19 protein-coding genes are annotated in these 17,390 nt (G+C 63.7%); 10 read left to right on the top strand and 9 right to left on the bottom strand.

All coding sequences use genetic code 11. The features are described from left to right. Nucleotides 1–192: 192 nt before the first annotated feature. The gene (locus AC1DYJ_RS26005; protein ID WP_477285117.1) at nt 193–669 is read left to right on the top strand and encodes an Lrp/AsnC family transcriptional regulator; all 477 of its coding nucleotides are present in this window, start codon (nt 193–195) and stop codon (nt 667–669) included. A 68-nt stretch (nt 670–737) separates the two neighbouring features. Here AC1DYJ_RS26005 and AC1DYJ_RS26000 read toward each other — a convergent pair whose 3' ends face one another. From AC1DYJ_RS26000 to AC1DYJ_RS25980, 5 genes are all read right to left on the bottom strand, one after another. After that, the gene (locus tag AC1DYJ_RS26000) at nt 738–1,382 is read right to left on the bottom strand and encodes a D-glycero-alpha-D-manno-heptose-1,7-bisphosphate 7-phosphatase (RefSeq protein WP_477285119.1); all 645 of its coding nucleotides are present in this window, start codon (nt 1,380–1,382) and stop codon (nt 738–740) included. Beyond that, nucleotides 1,375–1,947, bottom strand: coding sequence for a D-sedoheptulose-7-phosphate isomerase (locus AC1DYJ_RS25995; protein WP_477285121.1), 573 nt, complete (start codon nt 1,945–1,947; stop codon nt 1,375–1,377). The genes AC1DYJ_RS26000 and AC1DYJ_RS25995 overlap by 8 nt, the downstream gene beginning before the upstream one ends. 8 nt (nt 1,948–1,955) lie before the next feature. Next, nucleotides 1,956–3,449 carry a D-glycero-beta-D-manno-heptose-7-phosphate kinase gene (gene rfaE1, locus AC1DYJ_RS25990; RefSeq protein ID WP_477285123.1) on the bottom strand — a complete coding sequence of 498 codons (1,494 nt, stop codon included), beginning with the start codon at nt 3,447–3,449 and terminating at the stop codon, nt 1,956–1,958. Nucleotides 3,450–3,566: 117 nt separating this feature from the next. Then, nucleotides 3,567–4,199 (bottom strand): LysE family translocator, encoded by a 633-nt coding sequence (locus tag AC1DYJ_RS25985; RefSeq protein ID WP_477285125.1) that lies wholly within the window; start codon nt 4,197–4,199, stop codon nt 3,567–3,569. Nucleotides 4,200–4,273: 74 nt separating this feature from the next. After that, entirely contained in the window at nt 4,274–4,702 is a 429-nt protein-coding gene (locus tag AC1DYJ_RS25980; RefSeq protein ID WP_477285127.1) for a hypothetical protein, read from the bottom strand. 108 nt (nt 4,703–4,810) lie between these two features. Between AC1DYJ_RS25980 and rfaD the strand changes: the two genes are divergently transcribed. The 3 genes from rfaD to waaC are packed head-to-tail and all read left to right on the top strand — an operon-like array spanning nt 4,811 to nt 7,712. After that, complete coding sequence (gene rfaD / locus AC1DYJ_RS25975) at nt 4,811–5,761, top strand: ADP-glyceromanno-heptose 6-epimerase (RefSeq protein WP_477285129.1); 951 nt, start codon at nt 4,811–4,813, stop codon at nt 5,759–5,761. Further along, nucleotides 5,734–6,741 (top strand): lipopolysaccharide heptosyltransferase II, encoded by a 1,008-nt coding sequence (gene waaF, locus AC1DYJ_RS25970; RefSeq protein ID WP_477285131.1) that lies wholly within the window; start codon nt 5,734–5,736, stop codon nt 6,739–6,741. The genes rfaD and waaF overlap by 28 nt, the downstream gene beginning before the upstream one ends. Then, nucleotides 6,738–7,712, top strand: a complete 975-nt coding sequence (waaC, locus tag AC1DYJ_RS25965; protein ID WP_477285133.1) for a lipopolysaccharide heptosyltransferase I — start codon at nt 6,738–6,740, stop codon at nt 7,710–7,712. The genes waaF and waaC overlap by 4 nt, the downstream gene beginning before the upstream one ends. A gap of 24 nt (nt 7,713–7,736) precedes the next feature. Here the strand turns inward: waaC and greA are convergent, their stop codons facing one another. Both greA and AC1DYJ_RS25955 read right to left on the bottom strand, forming a co-directional pair. Then, nucleotides 7,737–8,210 (bottom strand): transcription elongation factor GreA, encoded by a 474-nt coding sequence (gene greA, locus AC1DYJ_RS25960; RefSeq protein WP_181058741.1) that lies wholly within the window; start codon nt 8,208–8,210, stop codon nt 7,737–7,739. Between the two features lie 287 nt (nt 8,211–8,497). Further along, nucleotides 8,498–9,037: a tetratricopeptide repeat protein gene (locus AC1DYJ_RS25955; RefSeq protein WP_477285135.1), complete on the bottom strand. Its 540-nt coding sequence runs from the start codon at nt 9,035–9,037 to the stop codon at nt 8,498–8,500. 218 nt (nt 9,038–9,255) lie between these two features. On the opposite strand from AC1DYJ_RS25955, the gene AC1DYJ_RS25950 reads away from it, so the two are divergent. From AC1DYJ_RS25950 to AC1DYJ_RS25940, 3 genes are all read left to right on the top strand, one after another. Continuing rightward, the gene (locus AC1DYJ_RS25950) at nt 9,256–9,681 is read left to right on the top strand and encodes a DUF3775 domain-containing protein (RefSeq protein WP_477285137.1); all 426 of its coding nucleotides are present in this window, start codon (nt 9,256–9,258) and stop codon (nt 9,679–9,681) included. 76 nt (nt 9,682–9,757) lie between these two features. Beyond that, nucleotides 9,758–10,918 (top strand): extensin-like domain-containing protein, encoded by a 1,161-nt coding sequence (locus AC1DYJ_RS25945; RefSeq protein ID WP_477285139.1) that lies wholly within the window; start codon nt 9,758–9,760, stop codon nt 10,916–10,918. Nucleotides 10,919–11,033: 115 nt separating this feature from the next. Then, nucleotides 11,034–11,849: an extensin-like domain-containing protein gene (locus tag AC1DYJ_RS25940; protein WP_477426294.1), complete on the top strand. Its 816-nt coding sequence runs from the start codon at nt 11,034–11,036 to the stop codon at nt 11,847–11,849. A gap of 6 nt (nt 11,850–11,855) precedes the next feature. Here AC1DYJ_RS25940 and AC1DYJ_RS25935 read toward each other — a convergent pair whose 3' ends face one another. Next, nucleotides 11,856–12,575, bottom strand: coding sequence for a gamma-glutamylcyclotransferase (locus AC1DYJ_RS25935; protein WP_477285143.1), 720 nt, complete (start codon nt 12,573–12,575; stop codon nt 11,856–11,858). A gap of 113 nt (nt 12,576–12,688) precedes the next feature. Between AC1DYJ_RS25935 and AC1DYJ_RS25930 the strand changes: the two genes are divergently transcribed. Then, a complete protein-coding gene (locus AC1DYJ_RS25930) occupies nt 12,689–13,396 on the top strand; it encodes an LssY C-terminal domain-containing protein (RefSeq protein WP_477285145.1) in 708 nt (235 codons plus the stop codon). Between the two features lie 70 nt (nt 13,397–13,466). Next, nucleotides 13,467–14,777: a hemolysin family protein gene (locus AC1DYJ_RS25925; RefSeq protein ID WP_477285147.1), complete on the top strand. Its 1,311-nt coding sequence runs from the start codon at nt 13,467–13,469 to the stop codon at nt 14,775–14,777. Nucleotides 14,778–14,790: 13 nt separating this feature from the next. On the opposite strand, the gene AC1DYJ_RS25920 is transcribed toward AC1DYJ_RS25925, so the two are convergent. Beyond that, entirely contained in the window at nt 14,791–15,669 is an 879-nt protein-coding gene (locus AC1DYJ_RS25920; protein ID WP_477285539.1) for a DMT family transporter, read from the bottom strand. Between the two features lie 335 nt (nt 15,670–16,004). Here AC1DYJ_RS25920 and AC1DYJ_RS25915 point away from each other — a divergent pair, with 335 nt between their 5' ends. Further along, nucleotides 16,005–17,306 carry a glucoamylase family protein gene (locus tag AC1DYJ_RS25915; RefSeq protein WP_477426292.1) on the top strand — a complete coding sequence of 434 codons (1,302 nt, stop codon included), beginning with the start codon at nt 16,005–16,007 and terminating at the stop codon, nt 17,304–17,306. Nucleotides 17,307–17,390 lie beyond the last annotated feature (84 nt).

The raw sequence follows: 17,390 nt of genomic DNA, 5'->3' as shown, positions 1-17,390 counted from the left end.
TGTAAGGGTTGCCAACCACGCCAGCAAGACGAACGGGCCGTCGTCCCCGGAAAGCTTCGGCCCATAGGCATATTCGCGTGGGTCGCCGCTTTCGCTACCGCCCTAAAATCGCCCGGCCAAGGGCTGGCATCGCCACAAAAGTCGTTTAATGACGAGATCGCGAAAGATTCTTGCGTTTAAGCTGAGACAGCCATGCCCCTGAAAGCCGACCTCGACGCCATCGACTGGAAGATCCTGCGCGAGCTTCAGGGCGACGGGCGCATGACCAATGTCGAACTGTCGAGCCGTGTCGGCATTTCCGCTCCTCCTTGCCTGCGCCGTGTCCGGCGGCTGGAGGAAACCGGCATCATCAAGGGCTACCGCGCTCTGCTCAATGCCCCGGCGCTCGGCATGGACGTCGTCGCCTTCTGCCTGATCGGCCTGCATCACCAGGCCGATGCCGAGCTCAAAACCTTCGCCGAACGCACCCGCGGCTGGCCGATCGTGCGCGATGCCTGGATGGTGTCAGGCGAATCCGACTTTCTGCTGCATTGCGTGGCAAGCGATCTCGGCACGTTCCAGATCTTCGTCATCGAACAGCTGGCTTCGGCGCCGAATGTCGACACGGTGCGCACCGCGCTCACCATCCGCCGCGTCAAGGATGAGGGCCTGGTGGCGTTCAGCGCTTGACCAAATGGATCCACTTAAAATCGCTGTAAGAACAGCAGGATAGATCCAATACTTGAATCGATTGGCGATCAAGCCTTCAGATCGTTGATCGCCGCCAGCAGTGCATTCAGGTCGCTACTATCCCGCAGCGGCAAAACCTCAAACCCCGGTTGCTTGCTCCCCTCGCCGTCGACCAGCCCGCCGCGCGGCAGGCCGGCACGCTGCCCGGCCTCCATGTCCGCCGGCTTGTCGCCGACGATCAGCGAGCGTTTGAGATCGACGCGGAGACGCTTCTGAGCCTCGAACAGCATGCCCGGATTGGGTTTGCGCATCGGGTGATCGGCGATCGCCAGCGGCCCGTTGCCCGCCTCGTGATAGGCGCAGGCCAGGACCATGTCGACGAAGGCATTGCCGGCGCCAAGCAGTTCGAGAACCCGGCCGTTGACGGCGGCAAATTCCTTCCAGCCGAAATAGCCGCGCGCAATGCCGGACTGGTTCGTGACGATCACCACTGGGATCTTGCCCCGGTTGGCTGCCGCGATCACCGGCATGATGCCGTCGCGCAGCACCATTTTGGCGGGATCGTCGGGATAGCCGGTATCGACATTGATGGTGCCGTCGCGGTCGAGGAACAGCGCCGGTGTGTTGGCTGGAAACACCCGCGAACCGACCCGCTCGACCCACAGGCCGGGCTCAGCCAGCGGGTACGGGCCGGAGGCGCCGGTGTCAGCCATCGCTGAGACGCGCTTCGACCACTTCGCAGAGATAGTGGTAGAGGCAGAGATGCCCCTGCTGGATGATGGGCGTCGAGGTCGAGGGCACGTTGAGCAGGATGTCGGTGAGCGGCGCAAGCTTGCCGCCGGTGTCACCGGTCAGGCTGACCACCGTCATGCCCATCATCCGCGCCTGTTCGGCGGCGGCAAGAATGCTTGGCGAATTGCCGCTGGTCGATATGGCGAGCAGCACGCCGCCGACCGCGCCATGCGCTTCGACCTGGCGCGAAAACACCGTGTCGAAGCCGTAATCATTGCCCCAGGCGGTCAGCATCCCGGCATTGGCCGGCAGCGCGATCACATTGTAGGCCTTACGCTCTTTCAGGAAGCGGCCGACCAGTTCGGTGGCGATGTGGATGGCGTCGCTGGCCGAGCCGCCATTGCCACAGACCAGCAGAGCCTTGCCTGACGAAAGCGCCGTCACGACAGCGCTCACGGCACGTTCCATCTCGCTGGTCAAATCGCGCTCAGCCGTGGCGGTGATCGCGGCCGCCGAGCGGACCAGGTAATCGTTCAGTCCGGACATGAAATCCCTCAAGTAGTGGCGCCGCCGGCGCGCAATTTGCCGATGGTGCCGGTGGTGCTCTTGCCGGCGACGAGATCGACCAGCACGACGCGCCCGCCGGCCTTCTGCACCACATCGGCGCCGACCACGGTTTCGACGGTGTAGTCGGCACCCTTGACCAGAATGTCGGGCAGCAGCGCCTCAATCAGCGCCAGCGGCGTATCCTCCTCGAACACCACAACCGCATCGACCGACGCAAGTGCGGCGAGCACGCAGGCGCGGTCGTGCTGGTCGTTGACCGGGCGCCCCGGCCCTTTCAGCCGGCGCACCGAGGCATCGCTGTTGAGGCCGAGCACCAGCCGGTCGCACTGGCTGCGCGCCGCATGCAGCAGGCTGACATGGCCGGCATGCAATATGTCGAAACAGCCATTGGTGAAGCCGACGCTGAGGCCCTCATCCTTCCACGCCGCCACCATGCGCGCGGCCGAGGCTGCGTCGAGAATGGCATCCTTGTGGGCGGTCGGGCCGTGCGAGCGAAACAGCGCACCGGTGAGTTCCTCGACGCTCAGCCGTGCCGTGCCGCGTTTGCCGACCACCACGCCGCCGGCGGCATTGGCAATGGAGGCGGCCATGACGCGATCGGCGCCGGCGGCCAGGGCCAGCGCGAAGCTCGCGATCACTGTGTCGCCCGCGCCCGACACGTCGAACACTTCGCGCGCCTGGGTGGCGATGTGGCGCGCCTCATCCGCGCCAACGACACTCATGCCCTTTTCGCTGCGGGTGGCAACGACAAAGTCGAAGCCATGCGCCGCAATCAATTCACGAGCCGCCGCCACAATCTCGTCATCGGCGAAAACAGGATGACCGACCGCTTCACCGAGCTCCTTGCGGTTGGGCGTGATGGCGGTCGCCCCGGCATAGCGGGCATAATCGCGACCCTTGGGGTCGACCAGCACCGGCTTCCCGGCCTCGCGGCAGATGGCGATCAGTTCGGCGGCCACGCCGTCGAGCAATATGCCCTTGCCGTAGTCAGACAGGATGACAATGTCCGCGCGCGAGAGCGCGTCGCGGAAATGCCGGATCAGGCCCGCCCGCTCGGCGTCGTCGAGCGGCTTGATCTCTTCTTCGTCGAAGCGCAGCACCTGCTGGTTGAGCGCGCTGAAGCGGCTCTTGGACGAGGTCATGCGGCCGCGCGCCTGCGCCAGGCCCGCCGTGTCGGCGCCAAGCTCGCCGAGCATCCGCACCACATTGTCTCCGGCCACATCGGTGCCGATCACCGAGACCGGGATAGCGCTGGCACCCAGGGAAACAATATTGGCGACGACATTGCCGGCGCCGCCCATCGTCGAGGTCTCGCCACGCCCATGCAGCACCGGGATCGGCGCTTCGGGCGATATCCGCTCAATGACGCCGTTGACGAAACGGTCGAGGATGAAGTCGCCGACCACCAGAACGGCGACGTCGCCAAAGCGGGCAATGGCACGGTGCAAAGGTTCGGGCGAAGGTGGATTGTGCTTGATCATGTCACTGGCAATGCGAGGGAAAGGCCACTCTCAATCACGCTGAAAATTGTCAATTTACGGGCCGGATCGTTCATGGCGAAGCCGATATACCGCAAATCCACGCAGCGCAACGTCAGGTCAGTTCTTCTGCAGCGCGACGTGGACGCCCAGTCCGACCAGCACCGCCCCGCCCGCCCGCTGCATCATGCGCTGCGCCCGGCTGGAGCGCTTGAGCCGGCCGATCACCAGCCCGGCCAGCAACACGCAGACGATATCGGCCGAGGAAAACATCAGATTGACGATGGTGCCCAAAACGACGAACTGCAACCAGACCGGCAACGCCGCCGAGGCATCGATGAACTGCGGCAGGAACGCCATGAAGAAGATCGCTGTCTTCGGATTGAGCACTTCGACTGTGATGCTCTCGAAAAAGGCGCGGCGCGCCGACTTGCGCTCTATGACGGGCAGTGCTGCATCCCCCTCCCCGCGCTTGCGGAACAGCGACACGCCGAGCCAGATCAGATAGAGCGCACCGATCAGCTTGACCGCCATGTAGAGCGGCGGCACGGCGTGGAACAGCACTGACAGCCCGGCGGCAGCGGCGAAAACATGGAAATAGCCGCCAAGATGGATGCCAAGCGCCGCCGTCAGCCCCGACCAGCGCCCACGCGCCATGGTCTGCGCGGCGGCATAGAGCATGGCCGGACCTGGAATGTAGGCGAAGATCGCCGTGGTGGCGAAAAACGCGATGAGCAGTTCCGTCGACGGCATCTTTTTGCTCCTGTCGGCAAAGCGTGGGAATCACGCCGATCAGACGTTCAGTTCTATTCTTACCGGCTTGTGCTTCAGCCCCTCAAATCGGAAAACCCAAACGCTGCCACCAGCCGCTCGAAGGTAGGCGTATCCTGCTTTTCGCCGAAAGGCCGGATAAGTTGCCAGATGTCCTCGCTATAGAGGAGCAGCATTTCCTCCGTAGCTCCAACGACCTCTATATCCCCGGGAGCTGCATAGAAAGAGATGCCTTCGATGCCATCGGGAGAAAGTGGCGCGTAGTGGACCCGAAATTCACCGGTGCTGATCTGAACGCCATTCGTCGACGTCCCTTCGTACGGCTCAACAATTCGGCAAATGCGTCCAACGGATGACCTGCGTGCCTCTTCAACCGGCGTGCCATAGTTCTCGTCCGACAGGGACAAAATCCTAACGTATGAGCCGACAAACACTGCCGCGCCTTGCCTATCGGTTGGTATCGTTCCAGAAAGATCTCCTGTCATTCATCTGTCCTTGCTGCTGTGAGCCCGGCCTGCTTTATCGACAGCCCAACCTGCCTCCCTTATAAGGACCGGAATCGGCAAGCGAAATCGGGTATCAGGGCCAACAGGATGATCATCGTCACGGGCGGCGCCGGCATGATCGGCTCCAACATTGTCGCCGCACTCAATGCCGAAGGTCATGACGACATTCTCGTCGTCGACGACCTCACCGATGGCCACAAGATCGCCAATCTCGCCGATTTGCAGATAGCCGACTATCTCGACAAGGACGAATTCCTGCCGCGCCTGGAGGCAGGCGACCTCGGACGCATCGAGGCAATCTTCCATCAGGGCGCCTGCTCGACCACCACAGAGTGGAACGGCAAGTACATGATGGACGTGAACTACGCCTATTCGAAGCGCCTGCTGCATGCGTGCCTGTCGCTGCGCGTGCCCTTCCTCTACGCGTCCTCGGCCTCGGTCTATGGCGGCGGCTCGGAGTTTCGCGAGGATCCGGCGCTGGAACGGCCGCTCAACGTCTATGCCTATTCGAAGAAGCTGTTCGACGACTATGTCCGGCGCACTGTGTTCGACACCGACCATTCGCCGGTGGCTGGCCTGCGCTACTTCAACGTCTACGGCCCGCGTGAGGCGCACAAGGGCGCCATGGCCTCGGTCGCCTTTCATTTGTTCAACCAGGTTGGGCGCGGCGAAAATCCAAAACTGTTCGGCGCCTATGACGGTTTTGGGCCAGGCGAACAAAGCCGCGATTTCATCCATGTCGGCGACGTCGCCGACGTCAATCTGTGGCTGTGGAAGCGCGGCTCGAGCGGCATCTTCAACTGCGGCACCGGCCGCGCCCAGCCGTTCCGCGCCATCGCCGAAACCGTCATCGACACGCTGGGCAAGGGCGAGATCGAGTTCATCCCCTTCCCCGACCATCTCAAGGGCAGCTACCAGAGTTTTACCCAGGCTGATATGTCCCGCTTGCGCGCAGCCGGCTATAATGGGCAATTCCGCAGCGTGGAAACCGGCGTCAGAGATTATGTCGAATGGCTGAAAGCCCAACGATCCTCGTGATCGGCCCACGCTGGGTAGGCGACATGGTCATGGCGCAGTGCCTGTTTTCGGCGCTGAAGGAACTCCATCCCAACGCCGCCATCGACGTGCTGGCCCCGGCCTGGGCTGCACCCTTGGTCAAGCGCATGACGGAACTCCGCCAGCAGATCGATTTCCCGCTAAAACCCGGCGCGCTCGAATTCACCATTCGCCGCCGCTTCGGCCGCCTGCTGCGCGGCCGCTACGACATGGCGTATGTCCTGCCGGGAAGCTGGAAATCGGCACTGATCCCGTTCTTTGCCCGCATTCCGCGCCGCTTCGGCAATCTGCGCGAGATGCGCTATGGCCTGCTGACCGACATCGTGCCGCTGCCCGATGCCGTCAAGCGGCGCACCGCCCAGGCCTATTTCGGCCTTGCCCAGGGCGGGCATTTCCGGCCGCCGCACCTCACCGTCGATGCCGGCAATCAGAAAGAGTTGCTCGGCCGCTTCGAGCTGGAGGCCGGAAAATTCGTCGCCATGATGCCCGGCGCCGAATTCGGTCCGGCCAAGCGCTGGCCGAGCGAGCGCTATGCCGGTCTTGCCCGGGAGATGATGGCAAAGGGGTTCAAGGTCGCGCTGTTCGGTTCGAAGAACGACCGCGACGTCACCGCCGAGATCACAGCGCTTGCGCCCGGTGTCGTCGATCTCGCCGGGAAAACGCGGCTGGAGGACGCCATCGACCTGATTGCGGCGGCCAGGCTGGCGGTGTCTAACGACAGCGGCCTGATGCATGTCGCGGCCGCCGTCGGCACGCCGATCGTTGCCGTTTACGGCTCCACCTCGCCTGAAAACACGCCGCCGCTGGCTGAACAGCGCGAACTGATCTGGCTGCATCTGTCCTGCTCGCCCTGCCATCAGAAGGTCTGCCCGCTCGGCCATCTCAACTGCCTGAAGACGCTCGATGTCGCCAAAGTAGCGGCGGCGGCCGATCGACTACTGGACGTCCCGGCCGCGGCATGAAGGTGCTGATCGTCAAGACATCGTCGATGGGCGACGTCATCCACACCTTCCCCGCGCTCGAGGATGCGCGCCACAACTGCCCCGATATTGCCTTCGACTGGTGCGTCGAAGAGGCCTTTGCCGGCATCGTCGCGCTACATCCGGCGATCGCAACCATCCACACCGTCGCCATCCGCCGATGGCGCAAGCATCTGCTCAACGCCAGCACATGGCGGGAGGCGACGAGCTTGCGCCGCACCTTACGGGCAAGCCGGTACGACCTCGTCATCGATGCGCAGGGGCTGCTGAAATCGGCCCTGGTGGCGAAACAGGCCGGCGCGCCGGTTGCCGGTTTCGACCGCGCCAGCGCGCGCGAACCCTCAGCGACGTTGTTCTATCAGCACAAATACGCCGTACCGCGCGACCTACACGCCATTGAACGCACGCGGCGGCTGTTCGGACTGGCGTTGGGCTACCAGCCCGATCTTTCGACGCTAGCATCGGGGATTGTGCCGCCCACAGGCGGCCTGACCGGCATCGACGGCAAAACAGCCTTCCTGCTGCACGGCACCAGCCGCGAGGACAAGAAATGGCCGGCGCAAGACTGGATCGCAACCGCCCGCCTGCTGGCTGAACGGGGGATGACACCGGTCACCACCTGGTCGAACGAGCGCGAGAAGGCGGTCGCCGAGGCGATCGCCAGAGACGTGCCGTCAACAATCGTGGTGCCGAAATCGCCGCTGGCGGAGATCGCCGCGATCCTTGGCCGCTCGACGCTGGTCATCGGCGCCGACACCGGCCTCACCCACCTCGCCAGCGCTTTCGGACTACCGACGGTCGCAGTGTTCCTGGCGACGGAGCCCGGTCTGACCGGCCCGCGTGGGCAATATGCCTCAACGCTGCTGGCGGCATCAGGGGAGCGCCTAACGCCGGCTGAGGTGGTGGCGGAAGCTGAAAAGCAGCTGGCGCTCAAATCACGAGCGCCGGCTTAGAACCCTTCAGAATTATCTGAGGTCCTAGATGAACTGCACCTGGACGATCTCGTAGCCCCGTGCGCCGCCGGGTGCATTGACCTCGATGGCGTCGCCGACCTCCTTGCCGATGAGCGCGCGCGCGATCGGCGACGAGATCGAGATACGGCCCGATTTCACGTCCGCTTCCTGGTCGCCGACGATCTGGTAGGTCTTCTTCTCCTCGGTGTCCTCGTCGACCAGCACCACCGTGGCGCCGAACTTGACCTTGTCGCCGCTGAGCTTGGTGACGTCGATCACCTCGGCGCGCGCAATATAGTCTTCGAGCTCGTTGACGCGGCCCTCATTGAGGCTCTGCGACTCTTTGGCCGCATGGTATTCGGCATTTTCGGACAGGTCGCCATGCGAGCGCGCTTCGGAGATCGCCTCGATGATGCGCGGCCGCTCTTCCTGCTGGCGCCAACGCAGTTCTTCCTTCAATGACGCGAAGCCCTCGCCTGTCATCGGGACCTTGTTCATGATGCCTGACCTTTCCTGCCGCCACCCCCGCGTTTCGGGGAAAGCCTTGTCGATGGGTACAAAAAGAAAACGGGTCCGGCAGCCTCGGGCTAACGGAACCGTTTCACCGCAATTTCCCCCAATATAGCGATCTTCGCGCGCTTTTCACGCTGAAAAAGCGGGCTTTTGAAAAATCATGAGCCGATTGTGCAGTTGCCGCAACGGCATGCGCGTTGTGTTGCGGCTGAGACGGCAAAAAGCCGGCTGCGATTGCTCGCAACCGGCCCAGAGAAGCCGTTGGGGTGGGGTCAGCTTCTCATGAAATGGTAGATCTGTTCAGCCAGCATGCCGTATTCGCGCGAGCCTTTGCCCGTGCGCTTCTCGATTTCGGCCAGCTGCTCCTGGGCGCCGGCCAGATCGCCGATCTGCAGATGCGCCTCGCCGAGATATTCACGCACCAGCGTGTAATCGGGGTTGATGCGCAGCGCTTCCTCGTAATAGCCGAGGCCGACCGTGACGCGGCCTGAATGGCGGTGCGAATAGCCGAGATAGTTGAGGATGCGCGGATCCTGCTTGTTCTCGGCAAGGCTGAGCACGGCGATCGCCTCATCATAGCGCCCGGCCATCGCCAGATCGTGGCCGGCCTCATAGATGTTGTCGTCGTCGAGCATGCCGTACTTCGGCGCGACGCACTTCTTGAGCTTCTTGTCCCAGACCTCGCCCTTCTTGCATTTCGTGCTCCCGCCGTCGCTGCCGCCTCCGCCGCCCTCGCCGGCGGTAAAGGCTGGCGCCGCAAACAGCGGCAGAGCGACAACAGCTAGAACTTGAATCAGCAAACGTCTGCGCATCGAAGCCTCCTTGAGGGATAATGATGAAATGCTAACGCCAGGCGGATGCCATTTCATCCCGGAAAAGCCGCGCCGCCAAAACTATTTCGCAAAACCACTTCAAAAGACAGGCACGCGAGTCGGAATCCCGCCGGGCGGTGAGCCCAGCCGGCCGAACGGACGTGACGCGGGCTGCAAATCAGCTATCATCCGCGAAATGACCAGCGGAGTGCGCGAAAGTGCAACAGCGCCGTGAACGGGAATGGGAGCTATCGATCGGCCCGGACACCGTGCGCCTGTTCATTCTCAAGGCAAAGGGTCTGAGTGCAGCCGTCAACGAAGACTATGCCGACGGCGCCGAGCACGAGGTCGAGTTCGACGGCGACAGGCACGACAATCACCACCATGACGGGCTTGCCGAGGAAAGCTCTGAAAACCTCACCGAGGAAGAGCTGCGCGAACTGATCAACGACCTCAATGTCGACGAAGCCGCTGAATTGATCGCGCTGGCCTGGGTCGGACGTGGCGACTATGACGCGGCGGAATGGTCCGACGCGGTGGCCGCCGCGCGCGAGCGCGCCAACAAGCGCACGGCAAAATATCTGCTCGGCATGCCGCTGCTGGCCGATTGGCTGGAAGAAGGGCTGGAGGCGATCGGCGCGTAACGCCGGGGTAACCGATCGTGATCGGGCGCATGCGCTTTTCCCGGCAACCTCCGCAAGCCCACGCCGTTTAGGACCGATGGCGGCGCTTGTCTTTTCCAGAATGTTCGGGTTGGCGCTGGCCATGGTGGTGGCCGGATTGCTCGCGACGCCTGCCGACGCCAAGCACAGACGGGCTCACCAGCCTTCCTGGGTTGAACAACTGCTGACACAAGGAGCCGATCAGCCGTCGAAGCCGCGCAGCAAGCATCGCCTGAAACCGCGCGGCAAGCGGCATATCGTGCCGAACCAGGCAGAACCGAAAACGCCGGATCCGCAGCCCTCAGCTGACGATGTCCCGGTGCCCAAGGCGCGCCCCGAGGAGGCGCAGAAGACCGACGCTGCAAAGACCGAAGAGCAAAAGACCAGTGGTGCGCCCAACCGGTCCGATGACGACCGGTTCAATGAAGAAAAGTCCCGCCAGAAAAAGCAGGCCCGGCCCGGGCCGTCAGCTCCAGGGCAGCCAGCCCAGCCGTCAACCGATACCGAAAGCGGGCCGCCTGCCGTGGTGCCCGTTCCGACACAAAGGCCCGACGTCACGAAGCCGGAGGTAGAGCCGCCGGTCGTCGGTCCGCAACCGCCTGAAAAGCCGGCGGATACCGACGACAAGAAGATGCTCCCGGACCCTCGCTCGGCCGACCTGCCCGACGCAAAAATGCCGGCGGAGGAAGTTGCCTGTCGCCAGCGGCTGACGGCGCTTGGCGTCGAATTCGAAGAGCACAAGGCGGAAAGCAACCCCGAAATTGGCTGCTCGATCCCCTACCCCATCGTGTTGAAATCGCTCGGAAAATCCATCGCCGTCGGCCCTGCTACCGAGCTCAACTGCCCGATGGCCGAGGCGGCCGCCCGCTTTGCCGCCAACGTCATCCAGCCGGCGGCACAAGCCGAATTCGGCGCCGACCTGAAATCGATCAACCAGGCATCGGCCTTTGTCTGCCGGCCGCGCAATGGCACGCGCAAACTGTCGGAACACGCCTTCGGCAACGCCCTCGATATCGCCAGCTTCACCTTGTCCGATGGTCGCAAGATCGAAGTCGGTCCAACGCCGCCCGAGAAGGATGGCAAATTCCTCAACGCGGTGCGCAAGGCCGCCTGCGGACCGTTCAAGACCGTGCTTGGGCCGGGCGCCGACCCCGACCATGCCCTGCATTTCCACCTCGATCTCGAACCGCGCCGGCACGGCGGCACCTTCTGCCAATAGGCTGGCAGGCTGACCCGGCGTGCCGTATTTCGGCCGCAGGCGTGAACGCCGTCACTGAGTTTTCCTTTACCCTTGATCGTTAAAATGCCGGATATCCGTCAAAGGGATTCCGTCAATGGCCGGCAGATTTCGCGCCGTTTTTTTCGCCACTTTGCGCCAGTCGAAACGCGCAGCGATGCTTGCCGCCGGCCTGGCGCTGGCCAGCGTTTCGGCCTGCAACACCGGCAGCGTGCTGAATTTGGAGCCGGYCGTCGATGTCGGCTCACAGACCGCAGCTATGCCGCAAGCCGAGCCGCAATATGAAGGCATGCAAAAGCTTGTCCCCTCCAATCCCTACATGACCGCCGCCTATCCGCGCATGGACGAGCCGCTGTCGGAGCCGCAGCAGATGCCGGCCAGCGAAACCGACTGCCGCAGCGAGTTGAAGCGCCTTCGCGTAGTCTACACCGATGTCCAGCCTATCCACGAGGGACAATGCGGCATCGACTGGCCGGTCAAGGTCTCGTCCATCGCCGGCATTCAGATGAAGCCGGCGGCGACATTGACGTGCGACATGGCCGCAACCTTCGCCGCCTGGACCAGGAACGAACTGGTTCCCTCCGCCCGCTGGCGCTATTTCTCCGGCGTCAAGACCATCCACCAGGGTTCGAGCTATTCCTGCCGCAACATCGCCGGCGAAGGCGTTTTGTCCGAACACGGCAAGGGCAACGCGCTCGACGTCATGAGCATCGAGCTCAACAATGGCGACGACATCGACGTGCGCAAGCCCGGCCTGTTTGCCTTCCGCACCCGCGGCTTCCTCAACAATGTGCGCGCCGACGGCTGCCAGTATTTCACCACCGTGCTCGGCCCCGGCTACAATTACGACCACCGCAACCATTTCCATTTCGACATCAAGAACCGCAAGAGCGGCTATCGCGCCTGTCGCTAGGAAAGATCAGGTGCGCTGGGCGTCACCTGTGGAAGCGATGATTTGTCGTGCCACCAGATCCTGGATGCGCCAGAGATTCCGGTCGCGAATCCCGCTCTCCTCCAGTTTGCTTACGGTTCGGAATAGGTACTGCGCCGACGAGCCCCAATGACCGGCAGCCTGCGCCAGCGTGTTGGCAACCTGCTCCAATGGCAACCGGCCGGCATAGGCCCTGCCGTCTGGCGCGGCGACGAAAGCCAAAGCACGCAGCGGCCCGTCCTTGGTCTTGACCTTGATCCAGCATGGCACGTTGGTTGGCGGGTTGGCATCGATCTCGCGGCGCATCAACTGGCCAAGTTGCCCGAAATGGTCTTCCGCAGGCAGCCGATAGACGATGCCGTTGCAGCTGCCGCCTCGATCGAGGGCCAGCATCAAGGCCGGCAAATCGCGGGTTCCACGCCAGCGGGTCAGCTTCAGGCAGAACGAGCGATGCCATCCCGGCGCCGTGGCCGGGCGCTGCTCGACATGGGCGAATTCGGGGTTCCAGATCAACGATCCATAGGCAAAAACCCACAGCGCTTCAGGCCGATGTTCCGACAGGAGTTGCTCGACAAGGATGTCGAACTCCGCGTCTGTATGCTCGGTTGTTCCGGGCTCGGGACCCGGATCCGGTTCGATACGCTCGACCCTTGCGACAAGGTCGGCGGTCAATGCCATCGAGCCGCGACCCACCGGCTTCCGCTCCATTCCTGCTCACCCCACGCAAAAACGATGGCCGACGATAGAACGGCTGCGCGCTGCTGACCATTGATTTCCAGGGTCCGTCAGGCAACAGATACCGCACGGATCGAGCCGCATTCATGAGCCAACGAAGCCTGCGACGACGCGCATTGACCTGGCTGGCGGCGCTCTGCGCCGCCTGGCTGGCGCTTGCCTATGTCGCCGCACCTGAGTTCTGGACGTTTCGCGACCGCGGCTTTCGCAAGCAGACCTTCGAAATGGTGACGCATACGCCGCAAGGCATTCCGGGCGACCCGATCAATGTCGGCCTTGTCGGCAGCGAAAAGGAGCTTGTGCATGCCTTCGCCGTGGCCGGTTGGGACACCGCCGACGGCGTGACCCTGAAGACCGCGATCGAAATCGGGGAAAGCGTGCTGTTCGACCGTCCCTATCCCGACGCCCCGGTCAGCCGGCTGCTGTTTGAAGGCCGCGCCCAGGATCTCGCCTTCGAGAAACCCGTCGGCGACAGCGCCGACCGGCGTCATCACGTCCGCTTCTGGCGCACCGATGCGACCGGCGACGACGGCCGCCCGCTCTGGCTGGGCTCGGCCAGCTTCGATCGTGGCGTCGGGCTGAGCCACGACACCGGCGCCATCACCCACCATATCGGCCCCGACATCGATGCCGAGCGCGATCTCGTGATCCACGACCTGTCGGCTGCCGGCATGGTGATCTCGGTGAGCGATATCCCTGGCATCGGCGCCACCAGGACCGGCCGCAATGGCGGCGGCGATCCCTATTTCACCGACGGCAAGGCGATTGTCGGCGTGCTCAGGCAACTTCCCTGAACCACTGTCATTTTTCAAAAATCAACGCGGACTATTTTCCAGCGGCCTGCGGCAATGCTATTGACCCCTGATGCTATACGTCGAAATCGCTACCGTGGTCGTCCTCATCTGTGTGAACGGCCTTCTGTCGATGTCCGAGCTCGCCATCGTTTCGTCGCGCCCGGCACGGCTCAAGGCGATGATCGACCGCGGCGTCAATGGCGCCGGGCGCGCGCTGGCGCTCGGCTCCAACCCCGGCAAGTTCCTGTCGTCGGTGCAGATCGGCATCACCTTGGTCGGCGTGCTGTCAGGCGCCTTCTCCGGCGCCACGCTGGGCGACAGGCTGTCGGTGTACCTGGCCTCGACCGGCATCCGCGAAACCATCGCCGATCCGCTCGGCGTCGGCATCGTCGTTGCCATCATCACCTATTTCTCGCTGATCGTCGGCGAACTGGTGCCCAAGCAAATTGCGCTGCGCGATCCCGAACGCGTCGCCGCCCGTGCCGCGCCGGCGATGACCATCCTTGCCACCGTCTCGGCGCCGCTGGTGTTCCTGCTCGACATTTCCGGCCGCGCCATATTGTGGCTGCTCGGCCAACGCGGCGAGAGCGAGGAGAAGGTCACCGACGAGGAGATCAAGATGCTGGTCGCCGAGGCCGAGCATCACGGCACCATCGAATCCGACGAGCGGCGCATGATCGCCGGCGTCATGCGGCTTGGCGACCGCGCCGTGCGCGCGGTGATGACGCCGCGCACCGAGGTCGACTGGATCAATCTGCAGGCCGATGAGAGCGCCATCCGCAAGCTGTTGATGGATACCCAGCATTCGCGCCTGCCGGCGGGCGACGGCGGCGTCGATGTCATGGTCGGCGTTGTCCAGACGCGCGACGTGCTGGCGGCGATCCTTGCCGGCCGCGCGCTCGACCCGCGCAAGCATGTGCGCGCCGCCCCTATTGTCTATGACCAGGCCGATGCGCTGGACGTGCTGCAGAAGCTGAAGGATTCCGACGTGCCGATGGCGCTGGTGCATGACGAATACGGCCATTTCGAAGGCATCGTCACCCCCGCCGACATTCTCGAAGCCATCACCGGCGTCTTCCGCGCCGACCTCGATGCCGGCGAGGAGGAAAACGCCGTCAAGCGCGAGGACGGCTCATGGCTGCTCGCCGGCTACATGCAGGCCGACGAGATGGCCGAGGTTCTCGGCATCGACCTGCCAGAAAACCGCGATTACGAGACCGTCGCCGGCTATGTGCTGGCGCACATGCACCATCTCCCGGCGACCGGCGAATGCGTCGACGCGCAAGGCTGGCGCTTCGAGGTGGTCGACCTCGACGGCCGCCGCATCGACAAGCTGATCGCCACCCGCCTGCCGAGCGGCCATCGCGAAGTGGTGCGGTGACAACAGCGCCTCTTCAGACCGCGGCTTCGATCGGCTCGGCAAGCCTGGGATTGGAGCGCGAGGCGATCAGGCAGCTGGCGACGATCAGGGCGGCACCCGCCAGCGTGGTCCAGGTCGCCGCCTCGTCGAAGAACAGCCAGCCGAACACGATCGCCCAGATGAAGGCCGAATACTCCGTCGGGATCAGATATTGCGCTTCGGCCCGCGCATAGGACCAGCTCATCAGGAACTGGCCGGAGAGCGACAGTGCCGTCACCCCGGCCAGTGGAAGCCAGAGATTGCCCGGCAGGGCAACCGCAAGCCAGGGCGCGGCCGGGAGAAGGACGGTGGCAACGCACAGGTTCTGGAACATCATGATCTCGACCGGTTTGGCCACCAGCGCCTGCCGCCGCGAGAGGATCAGATTGTAGGCGTAGAACACCGTCGATGCGAGCACGGCCACCGTGCCAAGCAAGGCATCCCCGGAGTAGCTGCCTTGCCCGAACTGTCCGGCCATGATGATGATGACACCGGCAATGCCGGCCAGCGACGCCCAGATCGCCTGGCGCTGGATGCGTTCACCGAGCAGCAGCGCGGCCAGCAGAAGAGCAAACAGCGGTGCCACGAAACTAAGCCCGATCCCATCCGCAAGCGGCAGCCTGGCAAGCCCCCAGAAGAATGACAGCAGAACGATGCAGACGACGACGGCGCGCAGCGCATGCAGCCTGAGCACGGAAGGCGTGGGAAGCGTGCGCGGCCCTGCCGCCCAGGCCGTGCCCGCGACGACGGTTGCAAGCATGCTTCGCCACAGCACCGTGTTGTAGACGCCGACGGCGATGACCAGGATCTTCATTGCCGCGTCCATGGCCGACAAAAGGAAGATCGCCAGCGCGCAGACCAGCACCGGGATCATGGGGGAAACGGCGCCTGACAGGCTGGGTGACTTCACGGGGCATGCTCATGTGATGGATCCCGCCGGATATATCAGGGCAAAAAAGCAGGGCCAGATGGCAGCCCTGTCCAGATGACGGTCCAAGGGCGGCCCAGCCTCAGTGCGTGTCCGGCGGCGGCGCCTTTGGTGTGACGTTGCGCAAGAACGGAACCAGCGCGGTGGCGATGACGAAGCGGGGCCGCAGCATGCCAGCCTCCTGCCCGCCCCATGGTTCGCTATCGGCCTTCCCCGCCCGCACCCATGATTGATCCACCGGAAGATTGGGAAACGCGGCCAAAGCCTCTATATCGAAGGCCATGGATGCATCGAACGAACACGCCCGTAACGACGAGCTTCTCCAGGACATCCAGCGCCTGTCCTTCGAATATTTCCTCAACGAGGCCAATCCTGAAAACGGCCTGGTCGCCGACCGCAACACGCCGGCGTCGCCGGCCAGCATAGCCGCCGTCGGGCTCGCTCTGTCGTCCTATCCCGTCGGTGTCGAGCGCGGTTTCATGACCCGCGCCGCTGCAATCGAGCGGACGCTCGCTACCCTTCGCTTCTTCTGGAACGCCCCGCACGGGCCGGAGCCCGATGCCACCGGCTACAAGGGTTTCTACTATCATTTCCTCGACATGAAGACCGGCCGCCGCGTCTGGAAGTGCGAACTGTCCACGGTCGATACCGCCCTTCTGCTGGCCGGCATCCTGGCGGCCGGCGCCTATTTCGACCAGGACGATGAATCCGAAGTGGAAATCCGCCGGCTCGCCGATGCGCTCTACCGCCGCGCCGACTGGCGCTGGGCGCAAAATGGCGGCGCCACCGTCACCCATGGCTGGCGGCCTGAAAAAGGTTTTCTGCGCTACCGCTGGGAAGGATTTGACGAAGCGCTGATCCTGTACGTGCTTGGTCTGGGATCGCCGACCCACGCGCTGCCGCCCGAGAGCTACRCGGCCTGGCTGTCCAGCTACAAGTGGAAGACCATCTACGGCCGGGAGCTGATCTATGCCGGGCCGCTTTTCATCCACCAGTTCTCGCATATCTGGATTGACTTTCGCGGCATCCGCGATGCCTTCATGCGCGATCACGACAGCAACTATTTCGAAAACAGCCGCCAGGCGACCTACTTGCAGCGCGACTACGCCATCCGCAATCCGAAGGGGTTCGCGGGCTACGCCGAGAATTGCTGGGGCGTCACCGCCAGCGACGGCCCAGGACCGATCAAGCGTGAAATGACGGTCGCTGGGCGCCGCTTCTACGGATATCTCGCGCGCGGTGCGCCTTTCGGCCCGGATGACGGCACACTGTCGCCCTGGGCGGCGATCGCCTCCTTGCCGTTTGCGCCAGAAATCGTGCTGCCGGCGCTGCGCCATTTTCACGAGATGGACCTGCACGTGGGCAATCCTTACGGCTTCGTCGCAAGCTTCAATCCGACGATCGCGGCCGCCGACGGCCGCGCCTGCGGCTGGGTGTCGCCGGACCATGTCGGCATCAATCAGGGGCCGATCGCCCTGATGATCGAAAACTACCGATCGGACTTCCTGTGGCAGCTGATGCGCCGCGTGCCGGCCATCGCTACCGGGCTTCGCCGAGCCGGCTTTTCGGGCGGCTGGCTGTGACGGGCCGCTGGCGCAATTAGTCGAGCAAGATACTCAAGGCACCAACGGATTCGCGGAAATGAAAAAGGGCGGCGCAAGCGCCGC

Source organism: Mesorhizobium sp. P2_B11, assembly GCF_056404855.1.
Note: the sequence above shows the minus strand (reverse complement) of the source record. Positions and strands in the feature narration are given on the sequence as shown.

Bases quoted from the DNA above. Each gene is read 5' to 3' on its own strand.
- rfaE1 (WP_477285123.1), bottom strand. From the start codon at position 3,449: ATGATCAAGCACAATCCACCTTCGCCCGAACCTTTGCACCGTGCCATT.
- waaF (WP_477285131.1), top strand. From the start codon at position 5,734: ATGGCTGAAAGCCCAACGATCCTCGTGATCGGCCCACGCTGGGTAGGC.
- AC1DYJ_RS25945 (WP_477285139.1), top strand. From the start codon at position 9,758: ATGGCGGCGCTTGTCTTTTCCAGAATGTTCGGGTTGGCGCTGGCCATG.
- AC1DYJ_RS25995 (WP_477285121.1), bottom strand. From the start codon at position 1,947: ATGTCCGGACTGAACGATTACCTGGTCCGCTCGGCGGCCGCGATCACC.
- AC1DYJ_RS25980 (WP_477285127.1), bottom strand. From the start codon at position 4,702: ATGACAGGAGATCTTTCTGGAACGATACCAACCGATAGGCAAGGCGCG.
- AC1DYJ_RS25935 (WP_477285143.1), bottom strand. From the start codon at position 12,575: ATGGAGCGGAAGCCGGTGGGTCGCGGCTCGATGGCATTGACCGCCGAC.
- AC1DYJ_RS25955 (WP_477285135.1), bottom strand. From the start codon at position 9,037: ATGCGCAGACGTTTGCTGATTCAAGTTCTAGCTGTTGTCGCTCTGCCG.
- rfaD (WP_477285129.1), top strand. From the start codon at position 4,811: ATGATCATCGTCACGGGCGGCGCCGGCATGATCGGCTCCAACATTGTC.
- AC1DYJ_RS26000 (WP_477285119.1), bottom strand. From the start codon at position 1,382: ATGGCTGACACCGGCGCCTCCGGCCCGTACCCGCTGGCTGAGCCCGGC.
- AC1DYJ_RS26005 (WP_477285117.1), top strand. From the start codon at position 193: ATGCCCCTGAAAGCCGACCTCGACGCCATCGACTGGAAGATCCTGCGC.
- AC1DYJ_RS25930 (WP_477285145.1), top strand. From the start codon at position 12,689: ATGAGCCAACGAAGCCTGCGACGACGCGCATTGACCTGGCTGGCGGCG.
- AC1DYJ_RS25925 (WP_477285147.1), top strand. From the start codon at position 13,467: ATGCTATACGTCGAAATCGCTACCGTGGTCGTCCTCATCTGTGTGAAC.
- AC1DYJ_RS25920 (WP_477285539.1), bottom strand. From the start codon at position 15,669: ATGATCCCGGTGCTGGTCTGCGCGCTGGCGATCTTCCTTTTGTCGGCC.
- waaC (WP_477285133.1), top strand. From the start codon at position 6,738: ATGAAGGTGCTGATCGTCAAGACATCGTCGATGGGCGACGTCATCCAC.
- AC1DYJ_RS25985 (WP_477285125.1), bottom strand. From the start codon at position 4,199: ATGCCGTCGACGGAACTGCTCATCGCGTTTTTCGCCACCACGGCGATC.
- greA (WP_181058741.1), bottom strand. From the start codon at position 8,210: ATGAACAAGGTCCCGATGACAGGCGAGGGCTTCGCGTCATTGAAGGAA.